This is a genomic window from Luteibacter anthropi (genome assembly GCF_023699965.1).
Lineage (GTDB): Bacteria > Pseudomonadota > Gammaproteobacteria > Xanthomonadales > Rhodanobacteraceae > Luteibacter > Luteibacter anthropi.
Window position 1 is genome coordinate 497,167 of sequence record NZ_CP077072.1, and the last position, 20,004, is coordinate 517,170.

21 protein-coding genes are annotated in these 20,004 nt (G+C 65.4%); 10 read left to right on the forward strand and 11 right to left on the reverse strand.

The window, feature by feature from the left end:
- Positions 1-9 precede the first annotated feature (9 nt).
- The 6 genes from KR767_RS02325 to KR767_RS02350 form a co-directional block, all read right to left on the reverse strand.
- The gene (locus KR767_RS02325) at positions 10-1,863 is read right to left on the reverse strand and encodes a GldG family protein (RefSeq protein WP_250877965.1); all 1,854 of its coding nucleotides are present in this window, start codon (positions 1,861-1,863) and stop codon (positions 10-12) included.
- Positions 1,864-1,866: 3 nt separating this feature from the next.
- On the reverse strand, positions 1,867-2,601 hold the full coding sequence (locus KR767_RS02330) for an ABC transporter permease subunit (RefSeq protein ID WP_250877966.1): 735 nt from the start codon (positions 2,599-2,601) through the stop codon (positions 1,867-1,869).
- On the reverse strand, positions 2,598-3,533 hold the full coding sequence (locus KR767_RS02335; RefSeq protein ID WP_250877967.1) for an ABC transporter ATP-binding protein: 936 nt from the start codon (positions 3,531-3,533) through the stop codon (positions 2,598-2,600). The genes KR767_RS02330 and KR767_RS02335 overlap by 4 nt, the downstream gene beginning before the upstream one ends.
- 371 nt (positions 3,534-3,904) lie before the next feature.
- Positions 3,905-5,263 carry an SRPBCC family protein gene (locus KR767_RS02340; RefSeq protein WP_250877968.1) on the reverse strand — a complete coding sequence of 453 codons (1,359 nt, stop codon included), beginning with the start codon at positions 5,261-5,263 and terminating at the stop codon, positions 3,905-3,907.
- A 227-nt stretch (positions 5,264-5,490) separates the two neighbouring features.
- Positions 5,491-6,132, reverse strand: a complete 642-nt coding sequence (locus KR767_RS02345; protein WP_144915358.1) for a response regulator — start codon at positions 6,130-6,132, stop codon at positions 5,491-5,493.
- A complete protein-coding gene (locus KR767_RS02350) occupies positions 6,129-7,391 on the reverse strand; it encodes a sensor histidine kinase (RefSeq protein ID WP_166951120.1) in 1,263 nt (420 codons plus the stop codon). Before KR767_RS02350 ends, KR767_RS02345 begins: the two co-directional genes overlap by 4 nt.
- A gap of 190 nt (positions 7,392-7,581) precedes the next feature.
- Between KR767_RS02350 and KR767_RS02355 the strand changes: the two genes are divergently transcribed.
- From KR767_RS02355 to KR767_RS02375, 5 genes are read left to right on the forward strand one after another with little or no spacing between them, the layout of a single operon-like run.
- Positions 7,582-8,178, forward strand: a complete 597-nt coding sequence (locus KR767_RS02355; RefSeq protein WP_166951118.1) for a GNAT family N-acetyltransferase — start codon at positions 7,582-7,584, stop codon at positions 8,176-8,178.
- Positions 8,175-8,951: a septum site-determining protein MinC gene (gene minC, locus KR767_RS02360; protein ID WP_166951116.1), complete on the forward strand. Its 777-nt coding sequence runs from the start codon at positions 8,175-8,177 to the stop codon at positions 8,949-8,951. The genes KR767_RS02355 and minC overlap by 4 nt, the downstream gene beginning before the upstream one ends.
- 34 nt (positions 8,952-8,985) lie before the next feature.
- A complete protein-coding gene (minD, locus tag KR767_RS02365) occupies positions 8,986-9,798 on the forward strand; it encodes a septum site-determining protein MinD (RefSeq protein ID WP_166951114.1) in 813 nt (270 codons plus the stop codon).
- A gap of 2 nt (positions 9,799-9,800) precedes the next feature.
- Positions 9,801-10,064: a cell division topological specificity factor MinE gene (gene minE, locus KR767_RS02370; protein ID WP_166951112.1), complete on the forward strand. Its 264-nt coding sequence runs from the start codon at positions 9,801-9,803 to the stop codon at positions 10,062-10,064.
- Positions 10,061-10,540 carry a hypothetical protein gene (locus KR767_RS02375; protein WP_250877969.1) on the forward strand — a complete coding sequence of 160 codons (480 nt, stop codon included), beginning with the start codon at positions 10,061-10,063 and terminating at the stop codon, positions 10,538-10,540. The genes minE and KR767_RS02375 overlap by 4 nt, the downstream gene beginning before the upstream one ends.
- A gap of 344 nt (positions 10,541-10,884) precedes the next feature.
- Here the strand turns inward: KR767_RS02375 and KR767_RS02380 are convergent, their stop codons facing one another.
- On the reverse strand, positions 10,885-12,153 hold the full coding sequence (locus tag KR767_RS02380; protein ID WP_166951107.1) for a multidrug effflux MFS transporter: 1,269 nt from the start codon (positions 12,151-12,153) through the stop codon (positions 10,885-10,887).
- Between the two features lie 118 nt (positions 12,154-12,271).
- Here KR767_RS02380 and crcB point away from each other — a divergent pair, with 118 nt between their 5' ends.
- From crcB to KR767_RS02395, 3 genes are read left to right on the forward strand one after another with little or no spacing between them, the layout of a single operon-like run.
- The gene (gene crcB, locus KR767_RS02385) at positions 12,272-12,664 is read left to right on the forward strand and encodes a fluoride efflux transporter CrcB (RefSeq protein WP_166951105.1); all 393 of its coding nucleotides are present in this window, start codon (positions 12,272-12,274) and stop codon (positions 12,662-12,664) included.
- A 48-nt stretch (positions 12,665-12,712) separates the two neighbouring features.
- A complete protein-coding gene (gene cfa / locus KR767_RS02390; RefSeq protein ID WP_250877970.1) occupies positions 12,713-13,834 on the forward strand; it encodes a cyclopropane fatty acyl phospholipid synthase in 1,122 nt (373 codons plus the stop codon).
- A gap of 38 nt (positions 13,835-13,872) precedes the next feature.
- The gene (locus KR767_RS02395) at positions 13,873-15,312 is read left to right on the forward strand and encodes an MFS transporter (protein ID WP_250877971.1); all 1,440 of its coding nucleotides are present in this window, start codon (positions 13,873-13,875) and stop codon (positions 15,310-15,312) included.
- On the opposite strand, the gene KR767_RS02400 is transcribed toward KR767_RS02395, so the two are convergent.
- The gene (locus KR767_RS02400) at positions 15,244-16,455 is read right to left on the reverse strand and encodes a carboxylate--amine ligase (protein ID WP_250877972.1); all 1,212 of its coding nucleotides are present in this window, start codon (positions 16,453-16,455) and stop codon (positions 15,244-15,246) included. The genes KR767_RS02395 and KR767_RS02400 overlap by 69 nt on opposite strands.
- A 133-nt stretch (positions 16,456-16,588) precedes the next feature.
- A complete protein-coding gene (locus KR767_RS02405; RefSeq protein ID WP_166951098.1) occupies positions 16,589-17,473 on the reverse strand; it encodes a PAS domain-containing protein in 885 nt (294 codons plus the stop codon).
- Between the two features lie 220 nt (positions 17,474-17,693).
- Here KR767_RS02405 and KR767_RS02410 point away from each other — a divergent pair, with 220 nt between their 5' ends.
- Positions 17,694-18,155: a hypothetical protein gene (locus KR767_RS02410; protein WP_250877973.1), complete on the forward strand. Its 462-nt coding sequence runs from the start codon at positions 17,694-17,696 to the stop codon at positions 18,153-18,155.
- Positions 18,156-18,182: 27 nt separating this feature from the next.
- Here KR767_RS02410 and KR767_RS02415 read toward each other — a convergent pair whose 3' ends face one another.
- Complete coding sequence (locus KR767_RS02415) at positions 18,183-19,097, reverse strand: MASE1 domain-containing protein (RefSeq protein ID WP_166951080.1); 915 nt, start codon at positions 19,095-19,097, stop codon at positions 18,183-18,185.
- Between the two features lie 275 nt (positions 19,098-19,372).
- On the opposite strand from KR767_RS02415, the gene KR767_RS02420 reads away from it, so the two are divergent.
- Complete coding sequence (locus KR767_RS02420) at positions 19,373-19,582, forward strand: hypothetical protein (protein ID WP_166951078.1); 210 nt, start codon at positions 19,373-19,375, stop codon at positions 19,580-19,582.
- Here KR767_RS02420 and KR767_RS02425 read toward each other — a convergent pair.
- Positions 19,557-19,985, reverse strand: coding sequence for a hypothetical protein (locus KR767_RS02425; protein ID WP_166951074.1), 429 nt, complete (start codon positions 19,983-19,985; stop codon positions 19,557-19,559). The two genes, KR767_RS02420 and KR767_RS02425, sit on opposite strands and share 26 nt — an antisense overlap.
- Positions 19,986-20,004: the final 19 nt, after the last annotated feature.

The window sequence follows — 20,004 nt, forward strand, 5'->3', positions numbered from 1 at the left end:
CCGTCATCGCTACACCGCCCTTCTGCCGCGCCGTGACCGGCGCCAGCCGTAGATAAGACCGAAGAGGGCCACCAGGCCCGGCACCAGCACGATGTTGATGAACTTCAGGCGCAGGCCGAGCGCGTCGATTTCGGCATTGAGCTGATGCTGCACCTCGCGCAGCTCCTTGCCGATGGCCAGCTTGCGCTGCAGGTACTGTTCGACCTCGCGTCGCTGCTCGGCATTGGACGACGAGGCACCACCGTTGGCCTTGGCCGGCTGCAACTCAGTGAGGCGTCGCTGGGTGTCGTACAGCTCGTTCTCCAGCTCGCGTTTCTTGGCCAGGAACTTCCGGTCCGCCACCGCCTGCAAGGCACGCACGCGGGTGAAGGGCCGTTGAAGGTTCGCACGCCCGCGAATGGAAAGCAGCGAGCTGGAACCGCCCAGGTTGTCCACCACGTTGGAGACGAAATCGCCGTTGTTCGCGAACGGCGTGAGCTGTTGCTGACCAAGCAGCAGCTGCACGTCGATCCACAGGCGATCGGACAGCAGATCGGTATCGCCCACCAGCACCACCTCACCCGGCGACGGCGCGACGGACAGGTGGCCGGCCTCGCTTCTTTCGGGGAACGCCGTGTGGAAGGTATCGCGCAGGCGGGCGGCGAGCACGTAGCGCTCGTGGGTGGGTTCGTAGCTTTCCAGCAACGACGATGGATCGCCCGATGATTCCCGCACGCTCTGCGCCGGCACCACGGAAGCATCGTCGGAGGTCTGGATCAGCGGCACCAGGCGCGCATGCGTATCCTGCGACAGCTCGAAGAAACCCGCCGTGGACACGTTCACCCGCTGGAGGCTGGCCGTTACCACGTCATCGTGGTTCAGGTCCTGCGTACCCAGCCCGAGCATCGCCGGATGCACGACGTTGTTGCCGTTGAGCTCGATGGTGAGCGCCTGCGAACGGTCCAGCACCACCTTGGTCGGATCGTAGACCACGCCCCAGGCCGTGAACAGCCGGTGCAGGTCTGAGTTGTGATCGTCAGTGATGCCGTGCGAATCCACCAGCGGTGCGTTGTCCATCTCCGAGTCGGGGTCGACGAAGACCACCAGCCTGCCCCCACGCAGCACGAACTGGTCGATCGCGTACTGGGCGTCGTCCGAAAGCCTCTTGGGATGAATCAGCAAGAGCACCTTGATGGCCGGATCGATACGCGTGAGCGACGACGCGTCGATCGTGGTGACATCCGCCAGCTGGTCCAGCTGACGCAGCACCGTCCACGGCTGCTCGCCCAGTACGGGGTTACCCTGCACCGGCAAGGTACTGATGATGCCCAGGCGCGGCTTCTTCGGCATGCCCAGCTCATAAAGCAGCTTGGCGATGTCGTATTCCACGAAGGCTTCGCGTGCCGGGTCGAAGAACGGAATCGCCTGCGGGGGTACCTCGCCCTGCCCACCCGTACCCACCAGCCCGAAGAACACCCGCTCGCCGTTGCTGCCACCCGTGGCCGGCGTGAGCCCGTAGCTCTCCGCCGCGTCCTCGTCGTCGGAATACGGCACGGGGTCGATCACCCTGAAGCGGATGCGGCCATGCGCCCGCACCGCCATCTCGCGCAGCATCTCCTGCACGCGCTGCTCGTAGCTGCGCAGCTGCGGAAGATCGCGGGTGGCGTGTTCGGAGAAATACAGGGTCACGGTGACCGGCTGGGTCAACGCATCCACGATTTTCAGCGTGCCCGGGGTGAGGGTGTAGATGCGGTCGGCGGTGAGGTCGATGCGCGCGGTGCGCAGCGACATCGAACTCACCCCGATGACCAGCAGGAAGGCCACGGCAACGCCCAGCAGGGCCAGCCTGAGCATGAAGGAACGCGAGATACGGATCGGCGACATGACTCAGCGTGTCCTCTTAAGGTCGAGGATGATCACGCTGGCACCCAGCCACGCCACGATGGTCGCGAAGAAGTAGACCAGGTCGCGCAGGTCCAGCACGCCACGCGCGATGGCGTTGGCATGCCGCGACAGGCTCACCTGGCCCAGCGCGCCGATCAGCTTCGGCGGCACCGAGTCCTGCAGGAAATCCAGCACCTGCGGCTGCCCGATCAGCAGCAGCACGAAACACACGCTGGCGGTAAGAATGAAGGCCACGATCTGACTGCGCGTGAGCGTGGACATGCAGGTGCCGATGGCAAGGAACGCGCCAGCCATGAGCCAGCTTCCTACGTACCCCGCGAGAATCACCCCGTTATCCGGATCGCCCAGGTAGTTCACGGTGATCCACACGGGAAAGGTCAGCACCAGGCAGATGCCGATAAACACCCAGGCCGCCAGGAACTTGCCCAGCACCGACTGCGAAATCGACACCGGCAACGAAAACAGCAGCTCCAGCGTGCCCGAGGCACGCTCTTCCGCCCACATCGGCATCGTCACCGCAGGCACCAGCACCAGGTAAAGCCACGGATGCATGTCGAAGAACGGCTGCAGGTCGGCCAGCCCGCGATCGTAGAAGTCGCCGGTATAGAAGGTGAGGAACCCGGCCATGACCAGGAAGATCACCATGAACACATAGGCCACGGGCGTCACGAAATACGCTGACAACTCACGACGCGTGATGGCAAGCACGGGGCTCATGCGTTACCCCCGCGCGGCGGCGTGGTGATCTGGCGGAACACCTCGTCGAGGCGCCCCCGCTCCAGCTGGATTTCCGACACTTCCAGGTTCTGCGTACGCAGCAAGGCCTGCACCTCTTCCATGATCGGCTGCCCCGGCTTGGGAAACACGGTCACACGCCCGTCGAGCGGATCGACCTCCACCATCGACACTCCGGGAATGCGCGCCAGCATCTCGCGCGACACCCCGCTGCCCTGCGCGCTGAACGACACCGCCCCGTGATACCGCGAGCGAGCCTCCAGCTCCGCGGGGGTGGCGTCGGCCAGGAGCTTGCCGTTGGCGATGATCGCCACCCGATTGCACAGCGCGTGCACCTCTTCGAGCAGGTGCGTGGAAATCAGGATCGTGCGCTCGCGCGCCATGGCGTCGATCAGCATGCGCACCGAATGCTTCTGGTTGGGGTCCAGGCCATCGGTGGGTTCATCGAGCATCAGCACCGGCGGATCGTGCAGGATCGCCTGCGCCAGCCCCACGCGCCGACGCAGGCCCTTGGACAGCGTAGCGATGGTCTGCTCAAGGACGTCCTCAAGCTCCAGCCGCATCACCACCTCGTCGAACCGGCGGAAGGCTACATCGCTGTCCAGCCCACGGACCCGCACCATGAAGAAAAGGAACTCCCGAACGGTCATCTCACCGTAGCTGGGTGCCCCTTCGGGCAGGTAGCCCAGCGCCCGCTTCGCTGCCAGCGGCTCCTTGCGCACATCGTGCCCGCAGACCCGCGCGGTGCCCGAGGTGGGCGTGAGAAACCCGGCAATCATGCGCATCGCGGTGGACTTTCCGGCACCGTTGGGGCCCAGCAGCCCCACCACCTGCCCAGGCTCGGCGCGCAGCGTCAGCGAATCGACCGCGGTCAGCGGGCCATAGCAACGGGTGAGTCGTTCGGTCTCGATCATTGCCCGCAGTGTAGCCAATGATGCGGGGTGTTCGCTTCGTAGGGTGGGCTCGCCTTGCGGCCTCGCGCTCGGCGCCTGTGGCGTGGCGGTGTAGAGGCGGCGGGGGCCGTCCCCGCGGCCTCTCCCCATCTCGCGGTGATCGTGCGGGAAACCTTTGAGCTACCGCCCCCCTGTAGGAGCGCGCCTGCGCGCGACCGGTCATCGCGAACATCATCATCGTTTCGATTCATCCGGTCGCGCGCAGGCGCGCTCCTACAGGGGACGCGTGCGAGGCCGCGAGGCGAGCCACCTGCGAAGCGGTGCCTCACCCGCGTAAAAAAAAGCCCCGGCCGAAGCCGGGGCTTTTCAGTTCCGCGACCGGACGCGAAAACTTACTTCGCGGCGGTGCTGGCCGGAGCCGGGGCGGTGCCCGCAGCGGCGGGAGCCGTGGACGAGGCGGCCGGGGCCGATTCTTCCAGGCCCGGCTGCTTCATGCCGGCTTCCTGTTCCGGGGTCTGGTCCGGAACGTTGTCGCCCTGCAGCGGGAGGTAGATCTCGAACTTCTGCTCGTCGTAACCCTCGATGGTGCCGTGGTTGTTCGTCGGCGCCTTCACCTGGATGTCGTACGGACGGAAGGTCACGTCGTCGAACTTGTAGCCGTGGGTCTGCGAGTAGGCAGCCAGCATCTGGCGGGTCTGCGGCAGGCCGGCGCCGGTGCCGTTCCAGTCGGCCTTGAGCGCCTTGCCGCCGAAGGCCAGCACGGCCTTGACGTTGCCATCGACGATCACGCGGCCGAGCTTGTCCTTGCTGCCCGGGGCGCCGTTGTCGGCGGCCGGGGCGGCGGCGGTCGAGGCTTCTGCCGGTGCGGCGGCGTCGAGCGCCGGACGCTGGGCGGCGGTCAGTTCGACATCCTGGCCGTTGATCTTCAGCGTGGTGGCGTCGATCTCGGCGGCCACGTCGAAGGTGTAGTTCTGGTCGCCCCAGTTGGTGGTGAACGTGATGCGCGGGCTCACGATGTTCACACCCAGCTTCTTGGCAGCAGCCTGGATTTCGGCCATGGCCTTGTCCGAAGCGGTGTCCACGTCATCGAGCGTACGCGGGGCGGTGGTCGAGACGAACAGGATCGGCTTGGCCGGCTGCTCGGCGATCGACGGGACCATCTTGCTGTAGTCGATGTTGGGGATGGCGGCCATGACGTTCTGGAGGTTCGTCAGGCTGAACTGGATCAGCGCATCGGGATCGCCATGGATGTAGAGGTTGGAGAAGCGGTCGACCAGGTTCCAGCCGTAGGCGACGTCATAGGACCAGTTCACCTTCACGAGCTTCTGGCTGCGGCCAGTGCGCTCGAGCTTGATGGTGAAGGTCTTGTCGTGGCCGCGCCAGTTGTTGTCCAGGTTCCATACGATCGTGCCCTTGCCAGCGTCGGTGACCTGAGCGAACGAGGGATCGATGGAGGCGATTTCGAGGGAGCCGTCGCCGATCTTCGGATCGGAAGCCTTCCAGGAAATCTTGGCACCCGGGCCGTAGGCCTTGCCAGAGAGCTCGAACTGCATCTTCGGATCGAAGGTGCGCAGCACGGTGTAATCAGGGAAGCGACGGAAGTTACTGAAAACGTCGTAAACCTGGCGCAAGTCCTTGCTGATGAGCATTTCGCGCTCGACGTGTCCCGTCGAGGGCATCGCGACGCCGACTACGACGCCGAGGATGGCGACGATGAGGATGGCGACAATAAATTCTAACAGACGCGTCATTCCACGGTTCTCCGAACGTCTTTGAACAGGCTCCACGCGCGGTTGTGGACACCGGCGGTCACCCCTGGCGAATCGGCCCGTGGCAGGGGTTCGCCCGCGCCGAAAGGACTGATGGTACTTGCTCGCGGCGGCGAACGCTATTGGGTCCCCTGCCCTTTTTTCCAAGCTGGCACAAGCCGATTTTCGGCCGGAGGGGTGAAGGGGGTCACGCTTCGGTCAGCTTGTGCTCAGACGATGCCCAGTTCCAGCGCCTTCAGCACGGCCCTGGTACGGTCGCGGACGCCCAGTTTGGACAGGATATTGGACACGTGGTTCTTCACCGTGCCCTCGGCGACGCGGAGGGAATTGGCGATTTCCTTGTTGCTGTAGCCGCCCGAGAGCAGGCGCAGGATCTCGGTTTCGCGCTCGGTGAGGGGGTCGGGCTGTTCCAGGCTGGTGAACTGGTTCTGGATGCGCCCCACCCCGGCCAGCAGGCGCTGGGTGACCATGGGCGCCACCAGGGAGCCGCCGGCGGCGACCGTACGCACGGCCTCCACCAGCTGGTCGAGCGAGACATCCTTCAGCAGGTAACCCCGGGCACCGGCCTTCAGGCCCGACAGCACCAGCTGGTCGTCGTCGAAGGTGGTGAGGATGATGGTCGGCGGCAGCTCGTTACGGCCGCCCAGCGCCTGGAGCACTTCCAGGCCGCTCATGTTGGGCATGCGCAGGTCCAGCAGTACGACGTCAGGGCGTACCTGGGGAATCGTCTGTACGGCCTGGGCGCCGTCGGCACACTCGGCCACGACGCGGATGTCGCCAGCGAGGTCGAGCAGCGAGCGGATACCCTGGCGAACCAGGTTCTGGTCATCGACGAGACAGACGGAAATCATGATTGGCCCTCGGCAGGGGAGGAAAGTTTGGCATGGAGCGCCGGGTCGTGGTCATCCCCTGCGCCCATCTCGGGCCAGGGACGGAAGGGCGCATGGGCGAGGGTCTGCTCTTCGCCCAGCGGAAGCCGGGCCGTCAGCGCGAAGCCGCCGGTGGGTCCCAGGCGAAAATCGAGGCTGCCGTCGAACTCGGCCAGACGCTCGCGCATGCCGTTCAGGCCGTTGCCCGGGCGCAGCTGGCCGCTGCCGATCCCGTCGTCGCGGGCGTCGAGACACAGCTCGTCGGGACCGGTATGCCGGAAGGTGAGCCACAGATTGCGTGCGTTGGCGTGGCGGACGGTGTTGGTCAGGATCTCCTGCACGCAGCGCAGCAGCATCTGCGCGCGACGCGGGTCCTCCACGCCGAAACGCTGGGGAATATCCAGGTGGACGGCCAGGCCGGGCACGCCTTCGGTAAGGCTGCGCAGGGCCTGGGTCAGGTCGATGGCATCGTCCTGGCGAAGCTCGCTCACCGCCTCGCGCACGTCGCCCAGCAGTTGCTTGGCCGTGCTCTGCGCCTTCAGCACGTGCTCGCGCGCCGTGTCGTTGGTGAGGTGGCTGGCCACTTCCAGGTTCAGGCTGAGCGCCGTGAGGTGGTGACCCACCAGGTCGTGCAGGTCGCGCGCGATGCGCATGCGCTCGGCGATACGGGTGGATTCGGCAAGCAGTGCGCGCGTGGCGCGCAGTTCGGAGTTCAGCCGACGCAGTTCCTCGCGCTCCTCGGCCTGCTGGTTGGCCACCATCGAGGTGATGAACATCAGCGCCGAGAAGCCGAAATACAGGCACGACTGCATCAGCGCCGCGAGGAAGGGCACGGGAAAACCCATGAATACGGGAATCAGCGCCACGTGGGCGAAGACCATCCAGGCCATGCCGACCGGCACGCTGACCAGCCAGGGCACCACCGAGGCCACGATGGTGAGTAGCAGCGCCGCCAGGCCGCTCTTGCTGATCACGCCGATCGCCAGCGCCGAGCCGGTGAGGATCAGCAGCACCGCCATGCGCGTAAGACCATCCACGCGCAGGCCCAGGTCGCGGGTGAACAGCCAGTAGACCAGGCCGAAGACGAGGTAGCACGCCGTCCACATCAGCAATGCGACGTCGCTGATCTGGCCCACGCCGTTGCCGGCACGCTGGATGGACAGCGGCAGGCCGACGCACAGGAAGACGAAGTACGTGGCGTACCTCAGAAGGCGGACATGGTTTAGCTGAACCTTGGACATGCCGGGCATCATAGGGCTTTGGCGCGGCACCGCCACCTGACGGATGGCACGGGACGGCCGTGGGCAAGCGCAGGCTTTACAACGGTTTTACATCTGCGCCCGCACACCCGCAGACCGGCCGGCATGGCATAATGGCGCGCATACGGCGGCCCGGGGGCCGCCATTCCCGGAACCACCTGCGGAGCATTGAATGGCCCCTGCCATCCGCGACGTGCGCGAGCACGATCTGGACGCCGTGCTGGCGCTGAACAACGCCGGCGACACCAGCATCCTCGCCATGGACGCTACCCGCCTGCGCCACCTGTACGACATCGCCGATTACTTCCGCGTGGCCGAACAGGACGGCCGCCTGCTCGGCTTCCTCATCGCCCTGCGCGAAAAAGCCACCTACGACAGTCCGAATTACCGCTGGTTCCAGTCCCATTACGACAGCTTCGTGTACATCGATCGCATCGTGATCGCCCACGAATCCCGCGGCCATGGGCTGGGCCGGATCTTCTATTGCGATGTACAGAGTTATGCCGAGGTACGTGTGCCGCTCCTGACCTGCGAAGTCTTCCTTGAACCCCGCAACGACCAGACCGTGCTGTTCCACGGCACCATGGGCTTCCAGGAAGTGGGCCAGCAGAAGATGGGCGAAGAGGGTCCGAAGGTGAGCCTGCTCGCACGCGAACTGCCCAGTTTTCCCTTCGTGCGCGAGCGCTATCTCGAACACGGCGGGCTGCCCGACGTCGACTGGCTGCGCGGACGCGCGCGTCCCATCGACGGCAAGGGAGCCCACGCATGAATGCTCGTGCCGAATCCCTCGAAGCCGCCTGCGACCTGCGCTTCGGCCAGGTCGGCATCGCCTGCGTGCGCCTGCGCCGCGTCGATGCCGCCGCGCTGGTGGAAGAACTGGAGCGCCGCGTGCGCTCGGCACCGCAGATGTTCGCGCGCACGGCCGTGGTGCTCGATCTCTCCCACCTGCCCCGCCTGCCGGACGACGGCATGGTCGATGCCCTGCTGGAAGCCATCCGCAGCGCAGGCATGCTGCCGGTGGGCCTGGCCTACGGCACCAGCGAGACCGAAGCCCTTGCCGAGCGCATGGGCCTGCCGCTGATCGCCAAGTTCCGCGCCCAGTACGAGCCGGGCCACGCCGAGGCCGCATCGTCGGCACCGCCGCCGGCGCCCCTGCGCGAAGAACCCGCGGCCACCCGCCAGGCGCCGCCGGCTTATGAACAGAACACGTCGTCCACGGCACAAAAGCACGTGGGCACGACCGTGCGCTCAGGCCAGCAGGTCTATGCGCGCGACCACGATCTCGTGGTGATGACCCCGGTGGCCAATGGCGCCGAGGTCATCGCCGACGGTTCCATCCATGTGTACGGACCGCTGCGCGGCCGGGCCATGGCGGGAGCCCAGGGGGACGAGACGGCACGCATCTTCTGCACCGACTTCCGCGCCGAACTGGTCGCGATCGCCGGGCATTACCGCGTGTTCGAGGACATCCCCAAGGAATTCGAGGGCCAGGCCGTGCAATGCTGGCTCGATAATGGAAAACTCATGATCGCGCGCCTCTGACGCCGGTCCAACGTTATTTTCGCGGAGACATCCTTTGACTGAAATCATCGTCGTCACCTCCGGCAAGGGCGGAGTCGGCAAGACCACCACCAGCGCCTCCCTCGCGACCGGACTCGCTATCGAAGGCAAGAAGGTCGCCGTCATCGACTTCGACGTCGGCCTGCGCAACCTCGACCTCATCATGGGCTGCGAGCGTCGCGTGGTGTACGACTTCGTCAACGTCGTGCACGGCGAGGCCACGCTCAAGCAGGCCCTCATCAAGGACAAGCGCTACGACACCCTCTACGTGCTGGCCGCGTCGCAGACCCGCGACAAGGACGCGCTCACGCAGGAAGGCGTGGAAAAGGTGCTGGATGAGCTCACCAAGGAAGGCTTCGACTTCGTCGTCTGCGACTCCCCGGCCGGTATCGAGAAGGGCGCCCACCTGGCGATGTACTTCGCCGACCACGCCGTGGTCGTGGTGAACCCGGAAGTGTCCTCCGTGCGCGACTCCGATCGCATCCTTGGCCTGCTTTCCAGCAAGACCCGCCGGGCGGAAAAGGGCGAGGCAGCCATCCAGCAGCACCTGCTGCTCACCCGCTACAACCCCAATCGCGTCGAAGCCGGCGAGATGCTCAGCGTGAAGGACGTCGAGGAAATCCTCGGCATCTCCGTCGTGGGTGTCATTCCCGAATCCGAGAACGTGCTGGCAGCGTCGAATGCCGGCGTGCCGGTGATCCTCGACGACAATTCCAATGCCGGCCACGCCTACAAGGACACTGTCGCCCGCATCCTCGGCCAGGAACGGCCGCTGCGGTTTATCGAGCCGACCAAGAAGGGCTTCTTCCAGCGCGTGTTCGGAGGCTGAACATGGGTATCCTCGATTTCCTGAAGCGCAAACCCGAACCGAGCGCAGGCGTCGCCAGAGAGCGCCTGCGCATCATCGTCGCCCAGGAGCGCTCGACGCGCGGCGGCCCCGACTACCTGCCGCTGCTGCGCAACGAGCTGCTGGAAGTGATCCGCAAGTACGTCAACGTCGACGTCGAGGCCGTGAACATCAACCTCGAACGCGACAGCGGTCACGAGGTGCTGGAACTATCGGTTGCCCTCCCCGAGGGCAAGCCCGGCGCATGAACGCTCCCGATCCCGCCGACGCGGTACTCCGCGTCGGCGACATCGGTTTCGACGAACCGCGTCACCTGCTTGCTTCGCACGGCCTCACGCTCGTTGCCATCGCCGACGGCGAGGCCATCCCCGGCAGCTACTGGGGCGACACCGAAGCCGGCATCATCGGCACCACGGTCTATGCCCGCGCGGATACGCCGGTGCACTCCCTGCTTCACGAAGCCTGCCACCTGATCGTGCTGCCGGACGACAAGCGCGCGCTCGTACATACCGACGCCACCGATTCCATCGAGGAAGAGGACGCCACCTGCTACCTGCAGATCGTGCTGGCGGGGCAGCTGCCTTCGGTGGGTTCTGTGCGGCTTATGGAAGACATGGACCGCTGGGGGTATACCTACCGGCTCGGTTCGACCCGTGCGTGGTTCGAGCAGGATGCCGTTGAAGCGCGTGAGTTTCTGCTTGCACGTGGGTTGCCTGTTTCGTAGGGGCGTGGCCGCCACAACCGACTGCACCGCGCCAGGTTCCAGCTTTCGCTGGAACGACGGCTTCGTGTGAAATGACCGTAGCCTGCCTATCCGGCGACTTCGTGTGAGGTTATCGCCACCTCCCCACTCGTCGTTCCTGTGAAAACAGGAACCCAGCGCCCCGGTTTGCCAGCACGGCGAGGGCGCCACATCGGCTTTGGCGTAGGGCACTCCCTCGCGACATCCCGCTGCACCGCGCTGGGTTCCAGCTTTCGCTGGAACGACGGTAGGTGGTGGGGAGTTTCAGCTCGTCGTTCCTGTGAAAACAGGAACCCAGCGCCCCGGTCCACACCAGGGCGACCGCATCACATCGGCTCGTCCGCCTCGACCTCGGCAGCCACCGCCGTAGCGGCACCCGCCTTCGCCCGATCCACCCGACGGCGCTCCATCATCACGTACCACACCCATCCGGACATACCGAGCAGGCACAGGCCTGTGCCACCCAGCGCCAGCACCAGCATGTCGTTCGACAGCATCGGCGACAGTACGCCGGCCACCAGGGCCGTGGTCATCAGGCTGCCGAAGGTCTGTACCGACGATGCGCCGCCGCGCTGCTCCGGGAAGCGATCGAGCAGGAGAATGGTGATGGTCGGGAACGCAATCTGCACACCGCAGCCATAGAGCGCCAACGGCAGCGTCGTCCACGGCACCCGCGGATGGTCGAGCCCCACGGCCAGCACGATATTGAGCGCACAGGATGCCAGCATCGCTGCATAGCCCCAGCCCACCGTGCGAATGGCGCTCACCCGCCCTGCCACGCGTCCCGAGATGAAGGCACCGGTCACCATGCCCACCACTACCGGCACGAACAGCCACGGGAACCCATCGGCTCCCAGGTGGAGCACGTCACGGATCAGGTGCGGCGCCGAAGCGATGTAAAGGAACAGGCCGGAGAAGTTGATGGACCCCGCGATGGCCAGCGGCCAGAACGGCCGGTCGCTGAGGATATGCAGGTACTGCCGCATCAACGGGCGCGGACGGAAGATCGTGCGCCGCTCCACCGGATGCGATTCGTCGAGGTAGTACCAGGTGACGATCGTGAGCAGTACGGTGAAGCCGGACAGCGCCCAGAACATGCCGCGCCAGCCGTCGAGGCCCAATAGCCACGCGCCCACGATAGGTGCGATGGCCGGCGCGATGCCGAAGATCATCATCACCTTCGACATCATCCGCTGGGCGTCTTCACCGTTCATCGTGTCGCGCACGACCGCGCGCCCTACGACGATACCGGCACCACCGCAGATGCCCTGAAGGATGCGACAGCCCAGCAGGAAACCGAAGCTCGGCGCCATGGCCGCACCCAGCGATGCCGCCGCATACACACCCATGGCAATCACGATCACCGGCTTGCGCCCATAGGCATCGGAGATGGCCCCATGGAACAGGCTCATCACGCCATAGGCGAGCAGGTAGACACTGAGCAGCTGCTGCAATGCCACCTCACCGACGCCGAACGTGCGCCCGATGTCCGGGAACCCCGGAAAGATGGCATCGATGGAGAACGGCCCGATCATCGTCAGGGCCGCGAGCAGGAGCGGCAGATAGCGCCGCGTATCGCGGGGCGCGGTAGTCATGCGACAGTGTTTCTGTACGGGGGCAGAAAATCAGTATAGCTTGAATCCGCAAGCACACCCTCGCCGTCTCGTGGCGAAAGGCAGATAATCGGGGACATCGATCCTCCTCGGGGGTAACGTGGGTTACACCGGATTCCTGGCCGTCGGCATCGGCGGCATCCTCGGTTGCTGGCTGCGCTGGTGGCTGGCCGTGGTGTTCAACCCCATCTTTGCCGACGTGCCGGTGGGCACGCTCGCCGCCAACCTCACCGGCGGCCTGCTGATGGGCGTGGCCCTGGGCGTGTTCGACCACTTTCCGTCGCTGCCGCCGGAAATCCGCCTGCTGGTAGCCACCGGCTTCCTCGGCGGCCTCACCACCTTCTCCACTTTTTCCGCCGAAGCCGTGGGCCTGCTGTTGCGCCAGCAATATGCATGGTTTGCCGGCCACGTGGCATTGAACCTGTTCGGCTCGCTCATCATGACGATCGGCGGCCTCATGATCACACGCGGGGTACTCAGGCACTTCAGCTAGCGACACGCCGCGCGGGGCGGCACGAGGGCCAGACCGGAACTCAAGGACATGCACAACGATTCGTCTCTCAAGGCACGCGCACAATCCATCCTCGAACACGCAGGCGTCAGCATCGGCGGGCATCGTCCCACCGATATCGTCGTCCATGACGAACGCACCTATGCGCGCGTCTTCGCCCACGGCTCGCTGGGCCTCGGCGAGGCCTACATGGACGGCTGGTGGGATGCCGCCGACCTCCCCGGCTTCTTTACCCGGGTGCTGTCGTCCCATCTCGACCAGTCGCTGCGCACGCTCGACACCCTGCTGATGCACCTGAAGGCGCGCTTCGTGAACATGCAGCGCGGCGACCATGCCTGGGACGTGGGACGCCAGCACTACGACCTGGGCAACGATCTGTTCGAAGCCATGCTCGGCAAGCGCCTGGTGTATTCCTGCGGTTACTGGGCCGGGGCCGACAACCTCGACGACGCACAAGAAGCCAAGCTCGACCTGATCTGCCGCAAGCTCAAGCTGCGCCCGGGCCAGCACATCCTCGACATCGGCTGCGGCTGGGGCGAGGCACTGAAGTTCGCGGCCGAACGCTATGGGGTCAGCGGCGTGGGCGTCACCATCTCGAAGGAACAGGCCGCCTACGCACGCGAGCTGTGCAAAGGCCTGCCTATCGAGATCCGCCTGCAGGACTACCACGAACTCAACGAGCCTTTCGACGCCGTGCTCTCCGTGGGCATGTTCGAACACGTGGGCCAGAAAAACTACCGCAGCTGGTTCGAGGTGGCACGTCGCTGCCTGCGGCCCGAAGGTCTCGCCCTGCTCCACTGCATCGGCAGCAACGGTCATCCCGGTCGCCCCGATCCCTGGATCGAGAAATACATCTTCCCCAACTCCCTGATCCCGGCCATGAGCCAGGTGGCGACCGCGCTGGAAGACCTGTTCGTCGTGGAGGACTGGCACAACTTCGGCCCGGACTACGACCGCACCCTCATGGCGTGGCTGGCGAATTTCAATGCTGCGTGGCCACGACTCAGCGACCGCTACGACGAGCGCTTCCGGCGCATGTGGCACTTCTACCTGGGCTGCTCGGCCGGCGTCTTCCGCAGCCGGCGCGACCAGCTCTGGCAGCTCACCCTTTCGCCCGACGGCGTGCCGGGCGGCTACCGCGTGCCGCGCTGACGACAGAACGACGACTTTCGCCCCGGTAGGGTCCGGGGATGGCCGGAGCATCGGAACAGCATGGCGGGGCAATCAGGGAGACGGATGTCCCCGCGCGGCTGGATCGGCTGCGCTGGGGACGCTTTCACACCCTGGTGGTCGTCGCCCTGGGCATCACCTGGGTGCTCGACGGGCTGGAAGTGACCATCACCGGCTCCATCGCGGGCGCGCTGAAATCCAGCCCCGTGCTGCACCTGAGCGACGCGCAGGTGGGACTGGCCGGAAGTCTCTACCTCGTCGGTGCCGTGGTGGGGGCGTTGTTCTTCGGCTGGCTCACCGACCGCCTGGGCCGGAAGAAGCTGTTCACCCTCACGCTGGGCTTGTACCTCGCTGCCACCGCAGCCACTGCGCTATCGCCCGACTACGCCACCTTCGTGATCTTCCGCCTGCTTACCGGCGCCGGTATCGGCGGTGAATACGCCGCGATCAATTCGGCCATCCAGGAGCTGATACCGGCCCGCTATCGCGGTCACACGGACCTGGTCATCAATGGCAGTTTCTGGATCGGTGCCGCCCTGGGTGCGCTGGGTGCCGTCGGGCTGCTCGACAACCCGCGGGTGCCTGCCGAGATCGGCTGGCGCCTCACCTTTGCCATGGGCGCCGTGCTCGGCCTGGGCATTCTCTTCCTGCGTCGCTGGATACCGGAAAGCCCTCGCTGGCTGATGTTGCACGGCCGGATCGCGGAGGCCAACGCCATCGTGGCCGATATCGAACGCCGCGTGCATGCCCCGCCACCACGCGAACCGCTGCCTGTATTGCGTCTGCATCCCCACGCGATCACGCTGGGCGACGTGGCGCGCACGCTGTTCCGGAAATATCCACGCCGCACGCTGCTCGGCGTGGTGCTGATGGCGACGCAGGCATTTTTCTACAACGCCATCTTCTTCACCTACGCACTCGTGCTCGGCCGCTTCTATGGCGTGGCCGATGCCGACGTGGGCCTCTACCTGCTGCCGTTTGCCGCCGGCAACTTCCTCGGCCCCCTGCTGCTGGGCAGGCTTTTCGATACGTGGGGGCGCCGGCCCATGATCGCGCTGACCTATGCCTTGTCAGGCCTGTTGCTGCTCGTTACCGCCTGGCTGTTCGTGCACGGCCATCTCGATGCACGCTCGCAGACCATCGCCTGGAGCGTGGTGTTCTTCTTCGCATCGGCGGCCGCCAGTTCGGCCTACCTCACCGTGAGCGAAAGCTTTCCGCTGGAATTGCGCGCCCTGGCGATCGCGCTGTTCTATGCCTTCGGCACTGCGCTTGGCGGCGTCGGCGGGCCCTGGCTGTTCGGTGTCCTGATCGGCAGCGGCGAGCGATTATCCATCGGCTGGGGCTACGTGCTGGGCGCGGCCCTCATGCTCATCGGTGCCGTGGCGGGCTGGCTACTTGGGATCGCGGCCGAGCGGCGATCCCTGGAGGACGTCGCCGCCCCCCTCGGGCGGGCGGACTGATTCGCGCAGGTGGCGTTTCACGAGATCGCCGACGAAGTGCAGCGCAGGTCGCGCGTCGTCCATGCGAAAGGTGTGCAGGCTGGCGCCACTCCACTGCTTCAGCACCTCCGGCCAGCCCAGCGCACGGCGTTTGCGCAGCGCACGCACCGAGGCGAGGTCGTGGTAAATATCCACGCATCGCCTGCCCTCCGGATAGTGTCGCAGCGCACGAGTGACGGGCAGGCCGAGCGCATCCTGCCAGGCCATCTCGCACACGTTCACGCCATGGCGGGCGGCAAACTCCACATACGTCCAGGCGCGCGTGTTCACTTCGAGGATGCGGAACTCGCCGTCGCGCGGATCGCGCTTGAACTCCGCGCTGAAGATGCCGCGGTAATGCAGCCCGTCGAGCAGGTGGCGCAGGTGATGCATCGCGGCAGGCACATCGGATAACGGTACCGACGTACAACACGAACTGTTGCCGAAGTCCGGTGGCGACATGCGAACGCGGCGCCGTGCAAAAACACCGGCGTAGTCGCCATGCGTATCGCGAAAGCCGTCGATGAAGTAATGCTCGGTCGCAGGTCCCGGCACGTATTCCTGGGCCATCACGTCGAAACCCTGTGCATGCAGGCGCAGCCACGTGTCGTGCAACTCATCGCGTCGCGTCACCCAGAGCCCCTTCACGCCGATCACGTCGCTGAAGCGCTGCGAGTTCACCGGCTTGACGAAGACACGATCCAGTTCCCCGAAAGGAATCCGCTCCACATCCGCCAGGGATGACAAACGATAGGTACGGGGATGCGGAATATCGGTCTTCGCCAGGTACGCCGCGAACGCCGACTTGTCCTGCAACAGGGCCTGCACGCCGCGCGTGGCGGTGCTCACCATGAAGCGATGTCCCAGCAGCGATTCGGCCAGCTCGGCCGCCCACAGGGCGGCATCGTCCGCGCCTGGAACGATCACGGCCTTTTCCAGCGGCATCGCGTCCAGTGCGGCGTACGCCTGAGGGCCCGGACGACCGTCCCACGGCTCGGCGCCGGGCGTGGAGCGGTACCAGCGCGAGTACGTGACCATATCCCCGGCGGGTGCCGCCACGTAGGCCGGAATATCCGCCATGCGCAGGCTGCGCAGGATGCCCAGCGCCGTCGGCCCGCGCGCCATCACGATTGCCGGAACCCTTCCGTTGTCCCATCCGTCCATTGTCGCCCCCGGCAAGGGCGCGGCGCCGGAATGGCGAGCCCTGCCCGGCGCAATGTGACATCGGCTACCGCGGGCCGGTAGCTCGCCAGTTGGCCTATTCCGAACCGCCAGCCACGGGCGTGCCACCCTGCAGCTGGCGCGCCGCGAGTGCGGCCTCTATGGCCGCATCCATCGACAGTGTGTCTGGATGATCGCCAAGCTCCATGACGTCCTGAAGATCGGGAGCCGGGCGATGGGCAGCGTCGGCATCGATGGCAATGGCGTACTTCACGATCTTCACGGGCCGGCCGTGAGCATCGAAGACGGGGTTATAGGTAGCCTGCAACCACACCACCCTGCCGTTGCGCCCGAGGCGACGGTAAAGCGCCGCGTCGTGCAGTCCGGAACGCAGGCGTCGCCAGAACGCGATATAGGCATCGGAGCGGCTTTCGGCCTCGTCGACGAACATGCTGTGGTGGCGCCCCAGCAGCTCGTCGCTGCGATACCCCATCAGCTCCAGGAAGGCATCGTTGGCCGCCAGCAGCATGCCGTCCAGCGAGAACTCCACCACCGCCTGCCCGCGCCCGGCGTCGGCCAGGCGCTGGGCCAGGTCGAGCGAGCGCAGGTGCTCGGAGGTCACGTCCACCGCATACATCATCACGCTGGACACCCGGCTGTCGCCATCCGACAGCGGCAGATACGAGCCGTGCAGCCAGGCCACCTGGCCGCCCGGCCCGATCGCACGGAAAGTGCCCGTCATCGGCTCGCCACGGCCCACGCCACGCCACAGGCGCTCTTCGTCGTCGTTCTGGATGAACCGGGCATGCGGCATGCCCAGCACCGCATCGGCGCGGCAGCCCAGGGCCGCAAGAAAACGCTCGTTGGCCGAGCGGATGACGCCATCGGGCCCGAATTCCACCACCGCCTGGCAACGCGACAGGCCGCCGAGGATCGCCCGTTCGGGGCGAGCACGCCGGCTGAACCAATCGAACATTCCCATACGGCTGCCCCACGCGTCATCGTGAATACGAAAACCGTTATCGACCGGTGGACCCACCGGCTTTAGCCCCCTGTGGCGGGGTCATCATGCTCCTTTTCGGAAGGGGAAAAAGGGCGACTCCGGCAAGAATCATCCGTCGCCGGCCTGCGTATCCAAAGCACTGGTTCAGCGCCAAGACGAGGCGCTAGGCTACGGGCTCGTTTACAGACCAGGAGGTCGCATGCGTCCGTTTGCCCGCCGTACCCTTTCGCTCACCCTGCTCGCCGCGCTGTCTGCCACGTGCGGTACCGCGCTTGCCGCGAATCCGCCGGCGCCGGCAGGCGGACTGGGTGAAAGCTGGCCCAACGCCAGTGACGTCAGCAGCAGCTCCAACTGGCATGTCTATGTGTTCCAGCGCGGCAACACCCGCTACTTCCAGGTCAACGATGCGCAGGGCAAGGTACGCGGCGCATTCGCGCGGACACCCTATGCCCTGGTCGGCCTGCCCATTGGTTCGGATGCGGCGAACCTCGCCACGCCGGACGAGCCGTTGCCCAGGCCCGCCAGCGTCGCCGGCGAGACTATCTATCGCGGCAATGGCATCCAGGTGTTCGTGGCTCCGCAGACGGATGGCACCGCCCGCCTCATGGCTGTGATGGGGGATTGCACGAATCCTGCTGTGTGCAGCGTACCGCGACAGTAATCGGCACAAGGTGATGCCCGATGGTCATCACCTCTCTGATATCAGAGTCTCGCGAGATGCGTTCGGCAACCTTGCCGCGGTAAACAGACTTGCCGAAACCACCAGAGAAAGAACGACCTGAAACTGGATCATCTTCGGATCCAGCAGGGCGTCCGCGGTGGCCGCCGAAGCAATGCTCGATACCATGCCTGCAATGGCACCTCCATGCCAGCCATGCCGCCATGTCATGGCCACGACAGGAACCAGCATCGCAAATCGTGCCAGCTGTTTCGCAACTTCGTCGTGCGTCGAGAAGGCATACCAGCAAAGCATTCCCAGAATGGGGACGATAGCCATCGTGTCCCGGAAAAGCGGACTGCGCGTCAGCATGGTCATGCTGAAAAAACCCTGTTCGTCGAATCGTTGTTTAAGCGCCAGAATCATCGGCGTGAGCGTGAGCGCCCCGAGATAGGAACCCAGCAGGTAGGCCCAGAAATAAAGATGCAGATCTATGTCGGGCCATGCCCCCGGGGAGTCCATCAGGGCAGTAAGAGTCGTCACCGACGTTTTGATCGCAGTCAGCAAGGCGCAGGCAAGTGTGGCGCCTAGCAGAAACACCTTGTTTAGCCGCCCATCCGGGCTGTAGTAGGACCATCTGGCGCGCATGGGCTTTATGCATGCCATGCAGAGCACGATCATCGGTACGGAGGCCGATATAGCCCATGGAATCCCAAACTGGGGAATGCACAGCAAGGCGTTTTCCACCATGGGCAGCAATTCGCCCAGCGCCAGCGCAGGCCAATATCGGACAGGTACCAGCAGGAGGCAGCTGAGGCGCAGCCCTGCCGTCAGTATCCAATGCGGAAAGGTGACGTGACGGGTGACTTCGTAGCAAGCGGCATAGGCGCCGGCAATCGCGATGTATTGTCCCCAGGCTTTCCAGTGCTCCGTGCTCGCGCTCACGCCGTCCCCTTAGCGTCTCCATGGAAAGGTCGAGGGTGCCAGATTCCCTGCCCCCTGTCAGCGATGAAGATGAGAACTCGTTGGCTGAAAAGGATATTTGCCGAAAAAGCTCCTGCCCGAACATCGCCCGGCAAATTTACGCATGAACCGCTGGGGTGTCCCATGGCACGGCCGAACGTGGCCCAGATCACGCCCCGCCGTTGCCAGGCCGCACTTCCGGCCGCCAGCCCGCTAAAATGACCTCGTCCATCAAGATCCACAGGGGAATCGGGCGAGTGCAGTCACGAAATTTCGCGGTATCCGTCGTTCAGCCTGGCGGCAAGGCCGCCATCGAAATCGAATTCAACGAAAAGGTCCATGGCCTTTCCGGCGACACGCTGTGGCTGTCGCTGGATGAATCGGCCTCGCTCGAGGACGCCGAGGCGCTGCGCGCCCTGCTCGAGCGGCTGGGTCACCGGATCACGGTAACGAACGTACGCTCCTGACCGGCAGCTCGGCGGGTTCCACTACCGCCAGCGGCCGCAGGTGTGGCGACAGCCGGTGGTTGACGCCGTGCACCCGGCCGCAGCCCAGGCAGCGCCGGGTCTTTCCCAGCCCTTCGCGCACAGGCCGGGCAGCGCCCAGCAGGCAACCGCAGACGTAGCAACTGGCATAGGCCCCCCGCTCCCACTGCCTCACCCTCACCGTCTGGGCCACGGCCAGCAAGGCCGACAGCGTGGCCGCACCGGCGAAAAGCCAGCTCGGCAGGTGGGAATAAAGAGATGCGATGCCCAGTTCGCCCGGCAGGTCCTGCACTGCATGGGCAACCCATGCCGAGAGGGCACCCGCAGCCAGCACGAAGGCGCTGGGCAGGTACATCCGTAGATACATGCGGCCGGTGTGAGACATCGGTTTCCCCTTCCCGGAA